Genomic DNA, 22,357 nt, shown 5'->3' with positions numbered 1-22,357 from the left:
CTTTTCGCTTTCGTACTCGATTTTTCTTCGGATTATTGATACTATAAAATTACTGAATATTTCAAAGGGGGAATCCTGTGTTACTTGATAAAAAAAGAAAGCTGGGCAAACAGCTTGAAGAATTATCAGTCGGGGAGTCGATTCAGCTTACAGAAAAAATTGAGGATAAAGATTTGTTATTATACTTGGGACTAACAAATGACAATAATCCTTTGTACATACAGCATGACTATGCTGCTCAAACCACTTATGAAAAACCAGTTGTACCACCTACTATGCTAACAGGAATTGTGACATCAGCCATTTCAAAATACTTACCTGGCGCAGGGTCGTATATTCGTGAACAAAAATTTCAATTTCCCAAGCCGTTGTATCATTATGAAACCGTTCAAATACAACTAGTTGTTGAGGAAGTTAATTTATCTAATCGCGAAATAAGGGTAAAGGTAGAAGGCATAAATAGTAATGAAGAGATTGTGCTAGAGGGAACTGTTACAGCAATCCCTCCAATTCATCCAAAATAATTTACAAATATTAGCAATAAGATTTGAGATGGGGGTTTCAAATCAATTGCGGAGGCATATAAAATGACAAATAAAATATTAGTAGTAGAAGATGAAATTTCGATTGCAACCTTATTACAATACAATTTAAAACAAGCAGGTTATGATGTTGTCACAGCAAACGATGGGCGTGATGGATTAAATAAAGCAATTTCTGAAAAGCCAGATTTAATCTTGTTAGATTTAATGTTACCGAAATTGGATGGTATGGAAGTTTGTAAAGAATTACGTATGAAAAAAATCAATACACCTATTATTATGCTTACAGCAAAGGATGACGAGTTTGATAAAGTGCTGGGACTTGAACTAGGCGCCGATGATTATATGACAAAACCATTTAGTCCTAGAGAAGTAATGGCACGTGTCAAAGCTGTATTAAGACGGTCAAAAGTGGTTGATCAACCTCATCAAGAAGAGGAGCAATCTACTAGTGAGAAAACATATCATATAGGTCATTTAAATGTTTTCCCAGATCGGTTTGAAGCGTTTTTAGATGACAATTTATTAGAGTTTACGCCTAAGGAATTTGAATTGCTGTTGTACCTTTTAGAAAATAAAAACCGAGTTTTAACACGTGATCAATTATTAAGTGCTGTGTGGCACTATGACTTTGCAGGCGATACACGTATAGTGGATGTGCATATTAGTCATTTGCGAGATCAAATTGAAGAGAATAGCCGTAAGCCGAAGTTTATTAAAACAATTCGAGGACTAGGCTATAAATTTGAGGAGCCAAAAAATTGATGCAATCATTACGTTTTCGTTTATTACTTTCCTTTGGATTTTTATATATAATTACTTTAGCTGGCCTAGGTTTTACTCTGGGGCAGCTTTTCCCGCTCTTAGTGAAGGACTCGATTAGAACAAATGTTATACAATCTAAAGAAAATATCACGCATGCAATAGAAAAACAACATATTGAATTAACTAATTCACAAATGAATACGATTCTAGATTCCATAGCATCTCATATGAAGGTCGAAGACTTATCGGATATTCGCCTACAATTATGGATCTTACTGGCTATAATCTTTGTCATTACTTTTATCATTTTAATTGTAGTCACATATCGTCTTATCAAAAATTTATCCCAACCGATTGATAATGTCATGATGACTGCTTTTGAGCTTGCAAAGGGAAATTATCTTGCACGCGCATATGAAATAACTGGCTCACCAACATTACGTTTGAGTAAAGCGGTAAATGCACTTGCTAGAAACTTGCAAGATATCATGATCGTTCGTGAAATTGAACAAGAAAGATTGAAGACATTAATTGAAAATATGGGTAGTGCCCTAATCATGATTGGTAGAGAAGGAGATATTACGATTGTCAATAGAGTCTTTACCGAGTTATTCGATCAACAATATGAAGACGTACAAAGACAACTTTTTCGTGAATTAGGGTTGCCTCACGAGTTAGAAGAATTTGTGGATTATGTCTTTATGACGGAAGTTCCATATAGAAAACAAATACACATTAAACTTCAACATGAATATCGTGATATGGAAGTGTATGGTGCACCTGTAGTTGGTGAACACGGGTTATGGCTTGGTGTCGTCATTGTTATGCATGACATTACTGAACTAAAAATGTTGGAACAAATTCGCAAAGACTTTGTTGCGAATGTTTCCCATGAACTTAGAACACCTATTACATCTATTAAAGGTTTTTCTGAAACTCTTTTAGATGGCGCATACAAGGATCAAGAAACGTTACTTAGCTTTTTGGAGATTATGAACAAAGAAAGCAATCGCCTGCAAATACTTGTGAATGATTTGCTGGATTTGTCTAAGATTGAAAAGACCGGCTTTACGGTTAATGTGGAAAAAACAAGTTTACGTGATGTGATTATTAGAACAACTGAAATGACACATCAAAAAATAGAAGAAAAAAATATACAGTTTGAAGCAAAAATTGATCAAGAAGTTTATATTAATGGTGATCCTAATCGGTTAGTGCAAGTGGTTATGAATTTAATGGTTAATGCCATTAACTATTCACCAGAAAGTACAAAAATTACCGTTCACCTTTACGAGAAAGGACAGAATGCGATTCTTGAAATTTCCGATGAAGGAATGGGCATAAGTGAGGAAGAGATTCCACGTGTATTTGAACGATTTTACCGTGTAGACAAAGCGCGGAGTCGAAATTCTGGTGGAACCGGCTTAGGATTAGCCATTGTAAAACATTTAGTAGAAGCACATCATGGGAAAATTCAAGTTGATAGTGTCGTGGGAAAAGGGACAACGATGCGTCTTATTTTCCCGAAAGTCTAAAAAAGCGAAGGATTCCTCGTTTTTTATTATTTGGTATAAAGTAAGCGAATTCCAAAATCGATTAAAAGTAAATATAAGATACAAATAGGTTGCGTATCATTTATTTACAATATCTTTACAATCACTTTATATGAACTACAAATTGTAGCTTTATACTATTAATCGAAGCCCCCTTCAAATTATTTCCCAATGAGAGAGTCGCCGTTTTATAGCGCTCTCTTTTAATTTTGTTTAAAACCGAACATTCCTTCGTATATTGAACAGCACTCTTTTCCTTTCCAATAGCAAGCATGTTAAAATAGATAATGAGAATAACTAATGAAATATCTAAATTAGGTAAAAAATGAATTTAAATAAAAATCGATTTCATTATTTTAGGAGTGTGCCAATATGAAAAAGGAAAAATTGCTTTTATTAGATGGTAATAGTTTGGCGTATCGAGCGTTTTTTGCGCTACCATTATTAACAAATGACCATGGTATCCATACGAATGCAGTTTATGGATTTACAACGATGTTGCAAAAAATATTAGAGGAAGAAAAGCCAACCAAAATGCTTGTTGCATTCGATGCTGGGAAAACAACCTTCAGACATAAAACATATTCAGAATATAAAGGTGGAAGACAAAAGACACCACCAGAATTATCTGAGCAATTCCCGTACTTAAGAAAACTGCTAGATGCATATCAAATCAAACAATACGAGTTAGAAATGTATGAAGCAGATGACATTATTGGTACATTGAGCAAACAGGCAGATGAACAAGGCCATGAGGTAATCATCGTTTCAGGAGATAAGGACTTAACTCAATTAGCATCTGATCATACAACTGTCTATATTACACGAAAAGGTATGACGGATATTGAACACTACACACCTGCTCATATAAATGAAAAATATGGACTTACGCCACATCAAATTATTGACATGAAAGGATTAATGGGCGATTCTTCAGATAATATCCCTGGTGTACCTGGTGTCGGAGAAAAAACAGCGATAAAATTACTCACACAATTCCCAACAGTTGAAGAAGTGTATGAACATATTGATGAAGTAAGTGGGGCAAAACTAAAAGAAAAGCTTGTGAATAACGAAGAGCAAGCGAAAATGAGTAAACAACTAGCAACGATTAACCGTGAAGTACCTATTGAAGTAACAATTGATGAATTAACATATGAGGGGCCAGATGTTGATACATTATTTGCATTATGGCAAGATCTTTCATTCAAATCATTAATTGAAAAAAGTAGTTATGAATCAGAAGCGAAAGAAACAACGGAATTAATATTTGAAGTTGTAGAAGAGCTATCTGAGGAACAATTAACGAGTTCTATGGCTATGCATTTAGAGTTAGCAGATGAACATTATCATACATGTGAAAGATTTGGAATCGCTCTAACAGCGGGGGAAACAACTTATTATATCCCATTTGAAAAAGCATTGGAGTCCAAAGACTTTATCTCATGGCTAGAAGATGATACAAAGAAAAAGTACTTATTCGATTCAAAAGCAACTCAAGCTGCATTATTAAGAAGTGATATCAAATTAAAAGGAATTGAATTTGACTTTTTATTAGCTGCATACATTCTTAACCCTTCGATGTCATCTGATGATGTAGCTGTCGTTGCAAAAGAATTTGGCTATACGGATGTTCAAACAAATGATGTTGTGTACGGTAAAGGTGCTAAAAAAGTAATTCCGGAACAGCATGTTATTGCAGAGCATGCAGGGCGTAAAGCAACAGCTGTTTTTAGTCTTCAATCTAAGCTAGAACAACGATTAAAAGAAAATGAGCAATATGATTTATATCGTAATCTAGAATTACCACTTGCTACAATCCTTAGTCAAATGGAAAGCGAAGGCGTTACAGTTGACCGCAACCGTTTAGTTGAAATGGGGGCTGAACTAACAGCTAAACTGAAAGATATTGAAGAAGATATTTACCGAATTGTAGGAGAAAAATTTAATATTAATTCGCCTAAACAACTGGGTGTGATTTTATTTGATAAATTAGGATTACCTGTAATTAAAAAGACAAAGACAGGCTATTCAACAGCTGCTGATGTACTAGAAAAACTAGCACCAGAGCATGAAATTATTCAACATATTTTACAATACCGTCAATTAGGAAAGTTGCAATCAACATATATTGAAGGATTATTGAAGGTAATTCATGAAGATGATCAAAAAATTCATACCCGCTATCAACAAGCATTAACTTCAACAGGCCGCCTAAGTTCAACTGATCCAAACCTTCAAAACATCCCAGTGCGGTTAGAAGAAGGACGGAAAATTCGACAAGCATTTGTACCTTCTCATGCAGGCTGGAAAATGTTCGCTGCCGATTATTCTCAAATTGAATTACGCGTACTTGCGCATATGTCAAATGATGAAAATCTGATCAATGCTTTTAATCATGGTATGGATATTCATATGAAAACAGCGATGGATGTTTTCCATGTAGAGGCTGAAGATGTCACATCGAATATGAGACGTGCAGCAAAAGCAGTAAACTTTGGAATTGTGTATGGCATTAGTGATTATGGTTTATCCCAAAATTTAGATATCACACGCAAGGAAGCAGCTGATTTTATCGACCGTTATTTCGAAAGCTTCCCGGGTGTTCAAGACTATATGAAGAATATTGTTGAAGAAGCAAAGAAAAAAGGATATGTAACGACGATCTTAAACCGTCGACGTTATTTACCTGATTTAAATAGTTCAAACTTCAACTTACGTAGTTTTGCTGAACGTACTGCGATGAATACTCCAATCCAAGGTAGCGCTGCAGATATCATCAAAAAGGCTATGATTGATATGGCAAAGGCATTAGAAGAACATCAATTACAAGCGAAAATGCTATTACAAGTACATGATGAATTAATCTTCGAAGCGCCAGAAGAAGAAATTGCAATATTGGAAAAGCTGGTACCAGAAGTGATGGCAAACTGTATCCAATTACAAGTACCACTAAAAGCAGATTTTGCATCAGGGCCAACTTGGTATGAAACCAAATAAAGGAGCAGTGATCGCATGCCAGAATTACCTGAAGTAGAGGGAGTTGTGCGTGCACTTCAACCTGTCGTGACGGGGAAAGTTATCCGTCACGTTCAGGTTTCTAATACGATTTGTACCTCTATTAACGAAGGAAAAGCATGTATTATTAAAGGAATGGATCCAGAAATGTTCTCGGATGCATTAGAGAATATGAAAATTAAAGAGATCAAAAGACGATCTAAATATATCTTTTTCTATTTAAACAAGAACAATATAGATTATGTGCTAGTCAATCATTTAGGGATGACTGGTGCATGGTTCCACGTTCACTCGTTAAATGAAATAACAGAAAGTAAGTTTCAAAAGCACATACATATTGTATTAACTTTTGAAGAAGATGAATTTCTTGTATATGCGGATATTCGCCGCTTTGGTGAAATGCGTCTCTTACACTCTATTGAAGAGTTTCCACCGCTTCTAGAAATAGCACCGGAGCCTTTTTCGGAAGAAGCATTGACTCATTTTTTGGCAATATCAAATATGCCAAAGTATGCAAATAAGCCTGTCAAAGAAGTGATTATGGATGGTCATGTCATTGCAGGTTGTGGCAATATCTATGCAACGGAGTCATTGTTTCGTATGAAAATTCACCCATCTAGAAAAATTTCGCGTATAAGTGAAAAACGAAAAACGGAGCTATTCCGAACAATCGTTGCTATTTTGCAAGAAAGTATCAATGTTGGAGGTTCCAGTATTTCAGATTATCGAAATATAAATGGAGAAGCAGGCGGAATGCAAAATCGTTTGCAGATGTATGGGAAGAAAGCGTGTCCAATATGTCATACTAATACAAAACAAATGGTAATTTCAGGTAGGAATTCAGTGTACTGTCCTAAATGCCAACGTTAAAGGTGTGTGAAGTAAATGATCATTGGTTTAACCGGAAGTATTGCAAGCGGAAAAAGTACAGTAGCTAAAATGTTACAGGAATTAGGTTTACAGATAGTTGATGCTGACATCGTAGCTAGAGATGTTGTAGAACCAGGAACTGAAACATTGGGCAAAATCGTTGAAGTATTTGGAGAAGATATTTTATTGGAAAACGGTGGATTGAATCGGGCAAAACTAGGAGAGATCATTTTCCATAATCCTGCAAAAAGAAAAGAATTAAATGATATTATTCATCCTGCAATTCGTAAAGAAATGTTGCGACAAAGGGATGAATGGATTGAAAAAGGAGAAAAAAATATAGTAATGGATATTCCATTGCTTTTTGAAAGTCGATTGCAACATTTTGTGGAAAAAATTCTAGTCGTTTCTGTCACAGAAGATATCCAATTAACAAGATTAATGGAACGAAATCACTTATCAGAAAAAGAAGCGAAAGCAAGAATTGCCTCGCAACTTCCTCTTTCTGTAAAAGAAAAAGGTGCTGATGCTGTTGTTTATAATAACGGGAATTTTGAAAATACTCGCGATCAACTGTTGAAAACACTGGATTTGTGGGACGTTATTTGATAATTGGGTATAATATTCTGAAAATATAAACATTAAAATATAGTTTATATTATGTTTTACTTTCTGAGAAATGTGCTATACTATTCGAGAATAAAACAAATTGAGTATAACGTAGTGAACAGGGAGGATTTTATTCATGACAGCTTCAATTGCTATTAACGGATTTGGCCGTATTGGTCGTATGGTGTTCCGTCAAGCGATACTGCAAGATGATTTAAATATTGTAGCGATAAATGCAAACTATCCAGCCGAAACATTGGCTCATTTAATAAAGTATGACACAACTCATGGCAGATTTAATGGTGAAGTAACTACAGAAGAAGATGCATTAGTTGTAAATGGTAAACGCGTTCAACTTGTAAATGATCGTAACCCTCAAAACTTACCTTGGAAAGAAATGGGTGTCGATATCGTTATTGAAGCAACAGGTAAATTTAATGAACGTAGTAAAGCAGCTTTACATCTTGAAGCAGGTGCGAAAAAAGTAATTTTAACAGCACCAGGTAAAAACGAAGATGTTACAATCGTGATGGGTGTTAATGATGATAAATTAGACCTTTCAAAACATGACGTTATTTCAAATGCAAGTTGTACAACAAACTGTCTTGCACCAGTTGCGAAAGTCCTAAATGATACATTTGGAATTGACAACGGTTTAATGACAACAGTTCATTCATATACAAACGATCAAAAAAATATTGACAATCCACATAAAGATTTACGACGTGCACGTGCATGTGCTGAATCTATTATTCCAACTTCTACAGGTGCAGCGAAAGCATTAACACTTGTACTACCTGAATTACAAGGTAAATTACATGGTATGGCTCTACGTGTTCCAACACCAAACGTTTCATTAGTAGACTTAGTTGTAGACTTACAACGAGATGTAACAGTTGAAGAAGTAAATGAAGCATTCAAAAAAGCAGCTGCAGGTCCATTAAAAGGTATTTTAGACTTCACAATGGAACCACTTGTATCTCGTGACTACAATACAAATCCTGCTTCAGCAACAATTGATGGTCTTACTACAATGACAATTGGTTCTCGTAAAGTAAAAGTACTTGCTTGGTATGACAATGAATGGGGTTACTCTTCACGTGTTGTAGATCTTACTAAAAAAGTTGTAGCTGAGTTAAAAGAAACAGTAAATGCATAATTAATTGATTGGCTAAATCCTTCTAACTGATTCAGTTGGAAGGATTTTTTTATCTGAAATTGCGCAAAATATACTAAAGAATCGAAATTTGACGGATTTTGATATAGTTATTTTGATGTAAAGGGGAATTTCTACTCTTTTTTTCGATTTATATCATTATTTTTTGATATAATAGATAAACTAATATGTTTCGAAATCAGGAGAGAAAAATTATGAAATGTCCAGCATGTCAATATAACGGAACAAAAGTCATTGATAGTAGACCTGTGGATGATAATAAAGCCATTCGCAGGCGCCGAGAATGTGAATCATGTAGTTTTCGTTTTACCACTTTTGAAAAAGTAGAAGAGATGCCACTCATTGTTATTAAAAAAGATGGTTCACGTGAAGAATTTAGTCGAGAAAAAGTGCTTCGAGGTCTTATTCGAGCGTGTGAAAAGCGTCCAGTTGCTTTAAGTGTGTTAGAGGATTTAGTGTTTAATATTGAGCAAGATTTGCGAAGAATTGGTAACGCAGAAGTAAAAACAGAAGATGTTGGGGAAATGATTATGGACAGACTTTCAAAAATTGATGAAGTTTCCTATGTTCGTTTTGCATCTGTATATCGTCAATTCAAGGATATTAATGTATTTATTGATGAGTTAAGAGAGTTAATCGAAAAACAATCCAAAGAACGTGAAAAAGAACAGTAAGTGGATGTTTTGGAGGGGGAACCGTTGGTGAATTTATATAAAGAATTGCAACCTGTTGATCGCCTATCTATTCGCGTACCTTTCCCTCTATCTAGTTATGACCGAAAGTTGATCACTCTTTTGTATCAACCACTTATTGGAGCAGAGCCAATTAGCCTCTATTTTTTACTATGGGCTGAGGGAGAAAATGTAGACGATAGTGCGATGTCACATTATCATTTGATGAACGCTTTAGATATGCCAATTGGCAAAATTTTCGAATCGCGAATAGCACTTGAGGCTATTGGTTTATTACGCACTTGGCGTAAAGACCAGCAAGAAATGCGTTGCTTTATCTATGATGCGATGCCGCCCCTTGATGCGGCTACCTTCTTTGATGACCCCCTTTTATCAATGTTCTTGTTTAGTAAAATTGGGGAATCAGCATACCGTAATTTACGGCAACGTTTTGTTTCAAAAGGACTGTCTAATTATGGCTATCAGGAAGTATCTAGAACATTTACAGATGTTTATCGACCTGTTCAGCATAATGTGCCATCTGATGAAATACAACTTACAGGATTACAAGAAAAGCCAAAAGAATTACCTTTTAACTATGAGGATTTTGATTTCAATCTTTTAAGAACGAGTTTATCGGAGCAACTAGTTCCGTCATCCATATTAACAGCAGAAGTAAAAGCAACGATTGCAAAATTAGCTTTTCTATATCATTTAACACCGTTTGATATGCAGAAAGTTGTTCTATTAGCACTCGATGATCAAATGGTTTTAAGTGATTTACGTTTAAAAAAAGAAGCGGCTGACTATTATAAACTGACAGTATCGAAAGAACCGCCAGCGATGCAATCTGTCATGAAAAAAACACAAAAACAAGAAGTCTTTACGCAAACAGCTATGGTAGATGAAGATATTGATCCTATGGAAGCAGAGCTAATACGATGGTTTGAATCGACTTCCCCAATTGATGTATTGACTGCGGTGGCAGGAGGAAAGGAACCGTTTCCTAATGATCGCCAGTTAGTAGAGGATTTAGTGATGCAATATGGCATGCCAACACCGGTAGTGAACGTATTGATACATTATGTGTTTTTAAGAAATAATGGGAAATTAAACCGCAAATATATAGAAACAATCGCATCGCATTGGCGCAATACAGGTGTGAAAACAGCAAGAGAAGCGATGAAGTTAGCAAGAGAATTTGAAGTAAATAACGTAACGGATTCTAAAATAGTCGCAACTAAAGAAACAAAAGATTATTCAAAGGAATATAAGATATTAAAAGCTGGAGCAGGGATATTTTATCAACTGCCACAGTTTGTGGACTCGGATTATTCAAATATGGAGCAACTAAATAAAGAGTTAATACCTATTTTTAACAGTGTAAAATCAATTGACTTATTAACAATGCTTGTAAAAGGAAAAACTCCATTTGAAAAGGATGTCAAAGTGGTACAAGATTTTACTACGAAATATGACATACCAACACCTGTATTGAATGTCCTTATTCACTATGCTTATTATTTAAGTAATGCCAACTTAAATAGCGCTTTCCTGCAAGCAATTGCTTCTAGCTGGCAAAAAAACAATATTCAAACAGCAGAACAAGCTTTAAATTTTGCAAAAGAATACCAAATGCAGAAGAGTCGCAAGCAATATATTCCAAAGGGTAAACAAACTACGAAAACTCAAAATGTGCCAGATTGGTACTATGAAAATAAATTAAAGCAACAAAAGAAAAAAGACGAAAAACCATCAGAAGATAACCAAACAGATTATGAAAAGAAACGCCAAGAAATATTGAAAAAACTAGGTATGAATGAAGGAGAGGTGGATTCATAATGGAACCAATCAACAATGAATTAAAAAAAATGATGGATTCACAGTTTCAAGCTCGTTACGATGAAATGCAAAGAGAAATCCTAGAAAATAGAGGGGTTCAAAAATTCCTAGCAGAAAACGATCAAGTAGCAAACCGTGAAATGGTGGAACGAGGATTAGGAAAGCTTTATGAGTACGTCAACCAACAACATGATTGTAGCCAATGTGAATCTGTCGCTACTTGTAAAAATGCTATTCAAGCTATTAACGGATTTGTTCCGAAACTAACAGTTATTCGTGGACAAATAGATGTAGAATATGTTCCATGTCAAACAAAGAGAATGGAAGATGCACGTCGCAAAGCAGCTTCTATGATCTCTAGTATGCATATGCCAAAAGATGTTCTAAAGGCAAAAATTAGTGATTTGGATACGAGCAATGAGTCAAAAAAAGCGATTCGTACTTTCGCAGAATTATTTATACAAAAAGTACGTAATACAGGGAATTTACCGAGAACTGGTTACTATATTTATGGTAATTTCGGTGTAGGCAAGTCCTTTGTGTTGGGTGCAATAGCGAATGAGCTTGCTACGATGGAGATTAAAACAGTAATGGTTTATGTACCTGATTTTCTAAGTGAATTGAAAAGTTCTATTCAAGACCAATCACTTCAAGAAAAAGTTGAATTCGTAAAAAAAGCACCCGTTCTCATGTTGGATGACTTAGGTGCAGAAAATTTATCTCAATGGACAAGAGATGAAATCATCGGGACTATTTTGCAATATCGCATGAATGAAGGATTACCGGTTTTCATTACATCTAACTTTAATTATGAGCAGCTTGAAAATCATTTCGCCACAACTCAAAAAGGTGAAGTAGATGTTATAAAAGCAGCACGAATTATGGAACGTATAAAATCTTTAACAACTGATTTTGTAATGGTTGGTGAAAATAGAAGGCTTTATCAAGCTGATTAAGCCGCAAATTGATGCTTGATTTTCAAAACAATTCAGTATATAATTGCAACCATAATCTAAATATGAAATGCTTGGAAAAGGACAATAATTTTTTTGCACGACTCAAAGAGAGAGAAGCCATGGCTGAAAGCTTCTTAGTAACGGCATGAAATTTACCACCTTGGAGCAGCGACAGTGAAATGTGAGTAATTGTCGACGGTAGCGGCCCGTTAGTCGATCTAGAGCTTCATCTACGCAAGGCTATCTTTAGTTTGCATAGAAGGAAGAAGGGTGGAACCACGAGTACAAACTCGTCCCTTTGCGGACGGGTTTTTTTTATGCATTTTTTTAAGTGCTGAGGAATCTTGTCTTAAGGTTGATAGTCTAAGTGCGCCGCGTCCTGTGGCAACGACTATTTGACCCACATCCAGCTTGTGGCCCAGAGCTCTTGAATATAAAAAAGGAGAGAGATTATTATGGCAGACATGATCAAATTAACATTCCCTGATGGTTCAGTAAAAGAGTTTGAAAAAGGTATTACTACTGATGCAGTTGCTCTATCTATTAGCCCAGGACTTCGTAAAAAAGCAATCGTTGGTAATTTCAATGATGTTTTAGTTGATACTAAAACTCCACTTGAAGCAGACGGTACAATTGCTATTATTACATCAACTGATGATGAAGCACTTGAAGTATTGCGTCACTCAACTGCTCACCTTTTAGCTCAAGCTGTAAAACGATTATTCCCAGCTGTAAAACTTGGTGTTGGTCCTGTAATTGAAGGTGGTTTCTACTACGATATCGATTCTCCAGAACCAATCACTTCTGATGATTTTCAACGCATCGAAAAAGAAATGAAAAAAATTGTTGCAGAAAATATCGAAATCGTACGTCATGATGTTTCTCGTGCAGAAGCTAAAAAACGCTTCGAGAAAATTGACGATGAATATAAACTAGAACTACTTGAAGCAATTCCGGAAGATGAACAAGTTTCAATCTACGAACAAGGTGATTTCTTCGACTTATGCCGTGGGGTACACGTACCTTCTACAGGTAAAATTAAAGAATTTAAATTATTATCTATTGCTGGTGCATATTGGAGAGGTAACTCTGACAACAAAATGCTACAACGCATTTACGGTACAGCTTTCTTTGATAAAAAAGATTTAAAAGCTCATCTTGAAATGCTTGAAGAAGCAAAAGAACGTGACCACCGTAAAATTGGTAAAGAACTTGAACTGTTCACTACAAACAAATTAGTCGGTCAAGGTTTACCACTATGGTTACCAAACGGTGCTACAATCCGCCGTTCAATTGAACGATACATTGTAGATAAAGAAGTATCTCTTGGCTACAAACATGTTTACACTCCAGTACTAGGATCTAAAGAACTTTATGTAACATCAGGTCACTGGGATCACTACCAAGAAGATATGTTCCCACCAATGGAAATGGACAACGAAACACTAGTGCTTCGTCCAATGAACTGCCCTCACCACATGATGGTTTATAAATCAGGAATGCGTTCATACCGTGATCTACCTTTCCGTGTAGCAGAACTTGGTACAATGCACCGTTATGAAATGAGTGGCGCTGTTTCTGGTTTACAACGTGTTCGAGGCATGACTTTAAATGACGCTCACCTTTTCGTACGCCCAGACCAAATTAAAGAAGAATTTAAAAAAGTAGTTGAATTAATCTTATCTGTTTATAAAGATTTCGAACTAAACGATTACGAATTCAGACTTTCATACCGCGATCCACAAGATACTGAAAAGTACTTCGATGATGATGAGATGTGGGAAAAAGCACAATGCATGTTAAAAGAAGCTATGGATGACCTTGGCTTAGATTATTACGAAGCTGAAGGCGAAGCAGCATTCTACGGTCCAAAGCTAGACGTTCAAGTTAAAACTGCCATCGGTAAACAAGAAACTTTATCTACAGTTCAACTTGATTTCTTATTACCAGAACGCTTTGACTTAAACTACATTGGTGAAGATGGTAAACAACACCGTCCAGTTGTTATCCACCGCGGAGTAGTATCAACTATGGAACGTTTCGTAGCCTTCTTAATCGAAGAATACAAAGGTGCATTCCCAACTTGGTTAGCACCAGTTCAAGTACAAGTGATTCCTGTATCTAATGATGTTCATTTCGACTACGCTAAACAAGTAGAAGAAAAATTACAATCTGCAGGCTTCCGTGTAGAAATGGATTACCGTGACGAAAAACTTGGTTACAAAATCCGTGAATCACAAATGAAGAAAATTCCTTACATGCTTGTACTAGGTGACAAAGAATTAGAAGATGGAAGCGTAAATGTTCGACGTTACGGCTCAAAAGATTCTGAAACAGTATCATTCGACGAATTCTTAAAAGCAATTCAAGAAGACGTAGCTCATAAAGGATAAAAATCTTGTAAAGAACTTTAATCTGATTAATATATATGAATTTGCACATCCTTACTACTATGGTAAGGATGTGTTTTTTTATGGCTATTTGTAATGAATTTCTAGTACTCCTATCTTGTAAAAGTAGAATTAGCATAGACTCCTGAAGGAGAACTAGCCAGAGAGACCCCAAAGCGCAGCGAGGAGGCTCGTCGGTTCGCCCGCGGAAAGCGAAGCTGATTCCACTTCATGTGAAATACAGTTATAAATCGATTCAGTATATAAAATAATTTATTATAATCGTTGACAACAACTGTATCACATGATAAAGTAATAAAGGTTAAAGAATACAAGTTTGTGGTTGAAGAAGAGGCTGCCCGCTTCTCACCTGATCGATCTGAGAAATTGGTGTTGACAGGTTACATGATAGAACGGATCACGCATTTCGGCGTGTACATATATCTTGCGGGCGGACATTTCGACTATGTCCGCCCTTTTTTAGTGGACAGCGAAATAACCGTACCGATCATCGGGCAACTAGCCCAAACCATGTATTCGCGACACTACTTGGAGGTGGATTGTTATTAGCAAAGACATGTATGTAAACGAAGGCATTCGCGCTCGTGAACTTCGTCTAATCGATCATAACGGTGATCAACTTGGAGTAAAATCACGCAATGAAGCCTTAACTATTGCAGAACGTGCAAATTTGGATCTTGTCCTTGTGGCTCCTCAAGCCAAGCCACCGGTCGCTCGTATCATGGACTATGGTAAATTCAAATTCGAGCAACAAAAGAAAGATCGCGAAGTACGCAAAAATCAAAAAGTTATCGTGATGAAAGAAGTAAGATTAAGTCCTACTATCGACGAACACGATTTCCAAACAAAATTGCGTAACGGGATTAAGTTCCTTGAAAAAGGAGACAAAGTTAAAGCATCTATTCGTTTTAAAGGTCGTGCAATTACGCACAAAGAAATCGGCCAAAAAGTATTAGATCGCTTTGCTGAAGCTTGTGCTGAAGTTGCAACGGTTGAACAAAAACCGAAAATGGAAGGCAGAAGCATGTTCTTAGTATTACAACCTAAGAACGAAAAAAAATAAGTTTTAGTCGAACAGTTTAGGAGGAATTCGAAATGCCAAAAATGAAAACTCACCGTGGCGCAGCTAAACGTTTCAAAAAAACGGGTACTGGTAAATTAAAATATGACCGTGCTTTCGGTAGCCACTTATTCGCAAACAAATCTACAAAAGCAAAACGTCACTTACGTAAAGCAAACATCGTTTCTTCAGGTGACTTCAAACGCATCAAATCTTTACTTGCGAACATCAAATAATTCTAAAATAACAATATATTCATGTAATTGAATAGCAGGAGGTAATTAGTATGCCACGCGTAAAAGGCGGTACTGTATCACGCGCACGTCGTAAAAAAGTTTTAAAATTAGCTAAAGGTTACTTTGGCTCTAAACACACATTATATAAAGTTGCTAACCAAGCAGTAATGAAATCAGGTCAATATGCATATCGTGACCGTCGTCAAAAGAAACGTGATTTCCGTAAATTATGGATCACTCGTATCAACGCTGCTGCTCGCATCAACGGTCTTTCTTACAGCCGTTTAATGCACGGTTTAAAAGTTGCTGAAATCGAAGTTAACCGTAAAATGTTAGCTGACCTTGCAGTAAACGATGCAGCTGCATTCGCTCAATTAGCAGACGCTGCTAAAAAAGCAGTAGCTAAATAATTTAATTGCTATTAGCATATTTCAAGCCTATGAATGTATACATTCATAGGCTTTTTTATGGAGTTATTTTGTTCAGAGTTATATAGAAGATTGCTCATTTCTCTCTGCCATCGAGCGAAATGAGCTAGTTAAACAGCGAGTGGTGCAAGTTCAATAGCGAGTAGTGCAAGTTGAACGGCGAGTGGTTCAAGTTAAGAAGTGAGTGGTGCATAAGGGAGTTCGAGTAGAGAAGGTGGGAATCCGATAGTCAAGTCAATCAATTTTGATTTATAAAATGCTAATATATAATAGTCATCCATTCGTTCTATAGAAATTCAATCAATTTAGCATAAATCACCATAAATTTATCAATAAAGTAATTTCAAAACTATATAAATTTCCTGAAACCGTTCAAAAACATCATTGACAAGTGAACAATCATCTAATAATATTAGCGCGACTATTAATTAATGACCTCAAAAAAGTAAGATCCAAACAAAGCTCTACTAAGATCACCTTTTAGACACATTTCACTTCATATAACTCAAAAGAAAAAACTTTCGTTCAATAAGAACGAAAGTTTTTTCAATTAGAGCAACTATTCTTTAAATAGGATTGCAGCAATTTCCTCTTTTGAATGGAGAAAATCACTTAGTCGATATTCATCTAAAACTGCTATATAAGCATGAAGTGCTTTATTTAGTGCACCTTTCAAGCTGCATACAGGAGAGATGATACAGCCCACAGATTCAGGGTTAAAACAATCTACTAAGTAGAAGTCTTCCTCAGTTTGTCGAACGACCTTACCGATGACAATATCCTCTGGTTTCATCGCAAGACAAATTCCACCGCCACGACCTCGAATTGTTTCAATATATCCAAGCTTACCAAGCTCATGCGTTACTTTCATCAAATGATTCTTTGAAATTCCATATGCATCCGATATTTCTTTAATCGTGGCTAGCTTCTCAGAATCCATCGCACCGAGATAGAGCAGGACACGTAAAGAATAATCGGTATATAAAGTTAATCGCATCCGATACACCACCATTTCTATATCTATTATACCATGTAAAGTAAAATCCCTGTCATTTTTAAAAGATGTAATTTAAATGTGTCTTTTTCGCCAAAGATGCATTTCAAATATGTCTTTTCTGTTAAAGATGCATTTTAAATATTGCTTTACGGGATAATCGGGTGTATCTTTGAGTTGTTAAAAGAAAAGGAGTGTTGATCATGTTATCACAACAAACTATGGATATTGTAAAATCAACCGCACCAGTATTAGAAGTACACGGAACAGCTATTACGAAAACTTTCTATAAAAATATGTTTGCCGCACATCCTGAATTATTGAATATCTTTAACCATGCGAACCAAGCAAAGGGCCGTCAACAAACAGCTTTAGCGAATACAGTTTACGCAGCAGCATTGCACATTGAAAATCTAGGAGCAATTATGCCAGTTGTTCAACAAATTGCACAAAAACACCGTAGTTTAGGTATTAAACCAGAACATTATCCAATCGTTGGAGAGTTCTTACTAGGTGCAATCAAAGAGGTTCTTGGTGATGCAGCAACTGATGAAATTATCAATGCATGGGCTGATGCATATGGTGTAATCGCTGATGCATTTATATCAACTGAAGAAGCAATGTATCAAGAAGCTGAAAAACAAGAAGGTGGATGGAGATTCTTCAAAGAATTTGAAATCGCTAATAAGGTAGTAGAAAATGAAGAAATTACATCATTCTATCTAAAACCAGTTGATGGCCAAGTATTACCTGAATATAAACCAGGTCAATATATTACAGTTCAAATTCAAATTCCGGGTGAAGAATTCACACTTAACCGTCAATATAGCTTATCTAGAGCTGCAAGCAAAGAAGCATTCCGTATTTCTGTAAAACGCGAAGATTTAAACGATCCACAAGGTAAAGTATCTGTTTACCTACACAACCAATCAAAAGTTGGCGATCGTATCCAAGTTAGTGCTCCAGCAGGGGACTTCCAACTAGACCTTGCTTCTAAGGCACCAGTAACATTCATCGCAGGTGGCGTTGGTATTACTCCACTTATGAGTATGTTCGATACCTTAGCTGCACTTGATGCAAACAGATCAGCAACACTTATTCACAGCGCACGTACAGCGAAATTACATGTCTTTGATAGTGAAATTTCTGCTAACTTAGAAAAAATGCCAAACGCAAGCTACATTGCATTAAATACTGATGAAGTTGGTTACATCACAAAAGAATTTTTAGAAGAAAACGTTAGTGTTGAAAATGATGTTTATGTTTGTGGACCGTCAGTATTCATGGAAGCAATCATCAACCACTTATATGCAATTGGTTTCAAAGAATCTCAAATCCACTTCGAATTCTTTGGCCCAGCAATGCAATTAAAAGTTAACGTTAACGCATAAAAATAAATCAAAAAATAGCAAAAAATATTGCAAAGCATCAAAAAAAGTAGCTGGGAATTTTCCGGCTACTTTTTTATTTGAATATCAGGAATTGTTTAATGGATATTATTCTCTAACAAAAACATATACATCGAGTAAAGTATTAGTCAATCATAAAAATAGTATTCAGGAACTATAAGAGCTGGGTGCTTGTGAATAAGACTAAGAGACTGTGAAGCCCATTCTCACTATCTACGGAGTTGTGAAAAGTCGACTATCAATCAATGATTATCTTCCTACTCAATTATTTAAAGTGGTAAATAATTATAGTGCTTAAGGAATCTTTTTTTGGCAAGAAGTTAGTAAAACTGACATATGTTTGATATTTATATGTAACAAATGTAATAGGATTGATAATAACCTGTTTTGTTATATCTGCAATTTTTTTGCTATTCTTAATAGGGTTACAACATAATGATTTTACATATACATAGGAGGAAAGATTATGAGGAGTTTAAAGAATATAGTTATGATTATGAGCGTAGCTATATTTTGTTTACTAGGAATGCAAGAAGCTTCAGCTCAAGAACCAGTTATTGCAGATATCTCCAAATGGCAAGGTGATATAAATTGGAATTCTGCAAGTAAAGATTTAGATTTCGTTATCATCCGAACTCAAGATGGTAATAATGAAGATACGAATCATGTAAGTTACGAAAAATCTGCTAAAAAATATGATATTCCATTTGGAGTTTACGCATACGCACGTTATACTACAAAGGCTGAAGCAGAAAAAGAAGCAATAAATTTCTACAATCGTGCAAGCAAAGATACAAAATTTTATGTTGTTGATGTCGAAGCCATTACTCCAGATTTTATCAATAGTAATATGGTAAATAATACAATGGCCTTTATTACCAAGCTTAAGACAATTAGTAATAAACCAGTTGGTCTTTATACTGGTGATTCATATTATTCTAAATATGGCTTGAAAAATGTAACGAATAGAGATTTCTTATGGATTGCTCGTTACGGAAATAATGATGATCAAGCGGAAGATTGGGAACAACCAGATGTGGAAGATTATGACTTATGGCAATATACAAGTCAAGGTTCAGTTCTGGGTATTTCTGGTAATGTAGATTTAAATAAATTAGGTAAAGGTAAGACACTTAATACATTCTTTAGAAGTGATGATGATGTAACAACAGCAAGCTCGCCTAATTATTATAGGACAAACCCTAAAAAAATAGTGATTACAAAAAATACAGCTAATACATATAAAAGTACCGACTTTTATAAAGCGAATGTCGTAAAAACAGTCAAAAAAAATACGATTCTTAATATTACTGGTGTGAAAAATACTAAAGGTGGAACACCAAGACTAAAAACAACAGCAGGAACATATATTACTGCAAATAAAAATTACGTCAGAAAAGTGACCTCAAATATAGATCAATATTACACAACAGTACCTGGAAGAGTAGTTGTACAAAAAGACGCAATTACAACGTATAATAGCGCAGAATTCTCATCCAATTCAAAAGTAGGAAATGTGGAGAAAAATAAAGTTCTAGAAATTAGTGATATCGAATATACAAGAGGTGGAACACCAAGACTAAAAACAACAGCAGGAACATACATTACTGCAAATAGAAACTACGTTAAAAAGGTGACCTCAAATATAGATCAATATTACACAATAGTGCCTGCAAAAGTTGTTGTGCAAAAAGATAATGCAACAGTTTATAACAACCCAGAATTCACATCAAATTCTAAATTAGGAAATGTTAAGAAAAACACAATTTTAGAAATTAGTGATATCCGTTATTCCAATGGTGGAACACCAAGACTAAAAACAACAGCAGGAACATACATTACTGCAAATAAAAACTATGTTAAAAAAGTCATCTCAAATATAGAACAGTATTATACAACAGTACCAGCAAAAGTAGCTGTCCAAAAAGACTCAGTAACAAGTTATAACAGTGTAGATTTCTCATCAGATTCAAAAGTAGGGAATGTTAAGAAAAACACGATTCTAGAAATTAGTGATATCGAATATACAAACGGTGGAACACCAAGATTAAAAACAACAGCAGGAACGTATATTACAGCAAATAAATCGTTTGTGATAGCACAATAAATCAATGAAAAAACACATGGATGATCATCCATGTGTTTTTTTATATCATTTTGTTGTTTTTTAATATATGAATCAATATACCTAGTATATATTTGGTATTATATATATGAAGTATTGGGTAAATAGATATATTTGAAAGGAGAACAACGATGAAGAATGTAAAACTATTCGTAGCGATTTTTGTTGCAATGTTTGTGTTCACAGTTAGTATGCATAGAGCGAATGCAGAAGAATTTGGACCTGCTAATCCAGATAGTACAACGGAATGGGAAACTACGCCAATTGTAGTAGATACGTCAAATAAAAATAAATTGAAATTGATGAGTTCAGAACCATCAGAACCAATCATTGCAGATATTTCAAAATGGCAAGGAAATATTGATTGGGCTAAAGCAAGTAAGAAATTAGATTTGGTCATTATTCGAACACAACATGGTAGTACTGATGAAGATACACTACATAAGAAAAATGAAGAAGGTGCAAAAAAATACGGCGTTCCATTTGGTGTTTATGCATATAGTCTAGCTGAATCCACAGCTGATGCAAAAGCAGAAGCAAATGATTTCTACCGTCGTACAGATAAGGATGCATTGTTTTATGTGATTGATGTTGAACAGAATACAAGTAAATCTGGAGAAAGTATGCGTGCAATTACTAACGCATATATTGAACAACTTCGCTCAAAAACAGATAAGAAAATCGGGCTTTATATTGCTCATCATTTATACAACACCTTCAATCTTGATACATCAAAAGCTGATTTCGTATGGATTCCACGATATAGCACAACAAAACCATCTTATTCATATGATTTATGGCAATACACAGATAGAGGTAGAATCGATGGCATCAATGCAAATGTTGATTTGAACCGATTAAATCCCAATATTACAATAGAACAATTCCTAGATAACAATAAATCTTCAGATGATGAATCTAACGTTGACTCGGATCAAGATTTCGATGAAAATGAAGATAAAAGTCAAGATGAATCTGAACCAGCTAGTGTGCATATTGATTACTATACTGAAAATCCTGAACATATTATTCTTAATGCGGATACAGCCCAATATAGTAATAGTAATTTAGATGAATCTTCAAAGACAGCCAATTTGAAAAAAGGTAAAGTTTTTAGTACAGTTGCAGTTGTAAAGAGTAAACAAGATAAATGGGCCTTAAAATTAGAAAATGGTCAATACATTATTGCTGACAAGAAAAATGCGATAAAAGTAACAAAGAACATTTCATCTTATTACACTGAAAAACCGAGTCATATTATTTTATTGGAAAATATCGGTGCATACTCATCTACTAAATTCAACAATGCCACTAAGATTGACAGTGTGAAAAAGAATACGATTTTAACAATTAAAGACATTGAATATACATCATCAGGCGTCCCTAGGTTTAAAACGGTATCTGGAAGCTATATTACAGCAAATAAATCGTATACACATGCGTTAACATCAAAATATAAAAACTATATTTTAACAAAGCCTACTCATGTAAAGTTATTAGCGAATGTATATCAATATAGTAGTACTACCTTTAATTCAGCAACAAAAAGACAATCTTTAGCAAAAGGCAACATAGTTAATGTGAAATCCATCTCCTTTACATCAGCTGGTACGCCAAGATTAAAATTAGAAAATGGTAACTATATTACAGCAAATAAATCTTATGTCGTAGCGAAATAAGATAAATAGACT

18 protein-coding genes and 1 other annotated feature are annotated in these 22,357 nt (G+C 35.1%); of the genes, 17 read left to right on the top strand and 1 reads right to left on the bottom strand.

What is annotated here, in order from left to right; all coding sequences use genetic code 11:
- Positions 1-77: 77 nt before the first annotated feature.
- The 14 genes from ACIQ4I_RS10785 to rplT all read left to right on the top strand — a co-directional run bounded on the left by ACIQ4I_RS10785 (position 78) and on the right by rplT (position 16,120).
- Positions 78-524: a MaoC/PaaZ C-terminal domain-containing protein gene (locus tag ACIQ4I_RS10785; RefSeq protein ID WP_403095975.1), complete on the top strand. Its 447-nt coding sequence runs from the start codon at positions 78-80 to the stop codon at positions 522-524.
- Positions 525-587: 63 nt separating this feature from the next.
- Entirely contained in the window at positions 588-1,307 is a 720-nt protein-coding gene (locus ACIQ4I_RS10780; RefSeq protein ID WP_403095974.1) for a response regulator, read from the top strand.
- A complete protein-coding gene (gene pnpS / locus ACIQ4I_RS10775; RefSeq protein WP_403096136.1) occupies positions 1,307-2,842 on the top strand; it encodes a two-component system histidine kinase PnpS in 1,536 nt (511 codons plus the stop codon). The genes ACIQ4I_RS10780 and pnpS overlap by 1 nt, the downstream gene beginning before the upstream one ends.
- A gap of 390 nt (positions 2,843-3,232) precedes the next feature.
- A complete protein-coding gene (gene polA / locus ACIQ4I_RS10770; RefSeq protein WP_403095973.1) occupies positions 3,233-5,860 on the top strand; it encodes a DNA polymerase I in 2,628 nt (875 codons plus the stop codon).
- 15 nt (positions 5,861-5,875) lie between these two features.
- The gene (gene mutM / locus ACIQ4I_RS10765) at positions 5,876-6,748 is read left to right on the top strand and encodes a bifunctional DNA-formamidopyrimidine glycosylase/DNA-(apurinic or apyrimidinic site) lyase (RefSeq protein ID WP_403095972.1); all 873 of its coding nucleotides are present in this window, start codon (positions 5,876-5,878) and stop codon (positions 6,746-6,748) included.
- A gap of 15 nt (positions 6,749-6,763) precedes the next feature.
- On the top strand, positions 6,764-7,357 hold the full coding sequence (gene coaE / locus ACIQ4I_RS10760; RefSeq protein ID WP_403095971.1) for a dephospho-CoA kinase: 594 nt from the start codon (positions 6,764-6,766) through the stop codon (positions 7,355-7,357).
- A gap of 136 nt (positions 7,358-7,493) precedes the next feature.
- Positions 7,494-8,516: a glyceraldehyde-3-phosphate dehydrogenase gene (locus ACIQ4I_RS10755; RefSeq protein WP_403095970.1), complete on the top strand. Its 1,023-nt coding sequence runs from the start codon at positions 7,494-7,496 to the stop codon at positions 8,514-8,516.
- Between the two features lie 212 nt (positions 8,517-8,728).
- Positions 8,729-9,208 (top strand): transcriptional regulator NrdR, encoded by a 480-nt coding sequence (gene nrdR, locus ACIQ4I_RS10750; protein ID WP_403095969.1) that lies wholly within the window; start codon positions 8,729-8,731, stop codon positions 9,206-9,208.
- Positions 9,209-9,235: 27 nt separating this feature from the next.
- Positions 9,236-11,047: a DnaD domain protein gene (locus tag ACIQ4I_RS10745; RefSeq protein ID WP_403096135.1), complete on the top strand. Its 1,812-nt coding sequence runs from the start codon at positions 9,236-9,238 to the stop codon at positions 11,045-11,047.
- Entirely contained in the window at positions 11,047-12,003 is a 957-nt protein-coding gene (dnaI, locus tag ACIQ4I_RS10740; RefSeq protein ID WP_403095968.1) for a primosomal protein DnaI, read from the top strand. Before ACIQ4I_RS10745 ends, dnaI begins: the two co-directional genes overlap by 1 nt.
- 63 nt (positions 12,004-12,066) lie before the next feature.
- Positions 12,067-12,304: a binding site (T-box leader), on the top strand.
- A 154-nt stretch (positions 12,305-12,458) separates the two neighbouring features.
- A complete protein-coding gene (gene thrS / locus ACIQ4I_RS10735) occupies positions 12,459-14,396 on the top strand; it encodes a threonine--tRNA ligase (RefSeq protein WP_403095967.1) in 1,938 nt (645 codons plus the stop codon).
- 574 nt (positions 14,397-14,970) lie between these two features.
- The gene (gene infC, locus ACIQ4I_RS10730; RefSeq protein WP_146013856.1) at positions 14,971-15,477 is read left to right on the top strand and encodes a translation initiation factor IF-3; all 507 of its coding nucleotides are present in this window, start codon (positions 14,971-14,973) and stop codon (positions 15,475-15,477) included.
- A gap of 32 nt (positions 15,478-15,509) precedes the next feature.
- Complete coding sequence (gene rpmI, locus ACIQ4I_RS10725) at positions 15,510-15,710, top strand: 50S ribosomal protein L35 (RefSeq protein ID WP_397539582.1); 201 nt, start codon at positions 15,510-15,512, stop codon at positions 15,708-15,710.
- 50 nt (positions 15,711-15,760) lie between these two features.
- Positions 15,761-16,120: a 50S ribosomal protein L20 gene (rplT, locus tag ACIQ4I_RS10720; protein WP_403095966.1), complete on the top strand. Its 360-nt coding sequence runs from the start codon at positions 15,761-15,763 to the stop codon at positions 16,118-16,120.
- A gap of 577 nt (positions 16,121-16,697) precedes the next feature.
- Here rplT and ACIQ4I_RS10715 read toward each other — a convergent pair.
- A complete protein-coding gene (locus tag ACIQ4I_RS10715; RefSeq protein ID WP_403095965.1) occupies positions 16,698-17,135 on the bottom strand; it encodes an Rrf2 family transcriptional regulator in 438 nt (145 codons plus the stop codon).
- A gap of 200 nt (positions 17,136-17,335) precedes the next feature.
- On the opposite strand from ACIQ4I_RS10715, the gene hmpA reads away from it, so the two are divergent.
- The 3 genes from hmpA to ACIQ4I_RS10700 all read left to right on the top strand — a co-directional run bounded on the left by hmpA (position 17,336) and on the right by ACIQ4I_RS10700 (position 22,345).
- Complete coding sequence (gene hmpA / locus ACIQ4I_RS10710; RefSeq protein WP_403095964.1) at positions 17,336-18,523, top strand: NO-inducible flavohemoprotein; 1,188 nt, start codon at positions 17,336-17,338, stop codon at positions 18,521-18,523.
- A gap of 484 nt (positions 18,524-19,007) precedes the next feature.
- A complete protein-coding gene (locus ACIQ4I_RS10705) occupies positions 19,008-20,648 on the top strand; it encodes a DUF5776 domain-containing protein (RefSeq protein WP_403095963.1) in 1,641 nt (546 codons plus the stop codon).
- A 149-nt stretch (positions 20,649-20,797) separates the two neighbouring features.
- Entirely contained in the window at positions 20,798-22,345 is a 1,548-nt protein-coding gene (locus ACIQ4I_RS10700) for a DUF5776 domain-containing protein (RefSeq protein WP_403095962.1), read from the top strand.
- Positions 22,346-22,357 lie beyond the last annotated feature (12 nt).

The organism is Rummeliibacillus sp. NPDC094406 (genome assembly GCF_044763875.1).
In the GTDB taxonomy this organism is placed as follows: Bacteria; Bacillota; Bacilli; order Bacillales_A; family Planococcaceae; genus Rummeliibacillus.
Note: the sequence above shows the minus strand (reverse complement) of the source record. Positions and strands in the feature narration are given on the sequence as shown.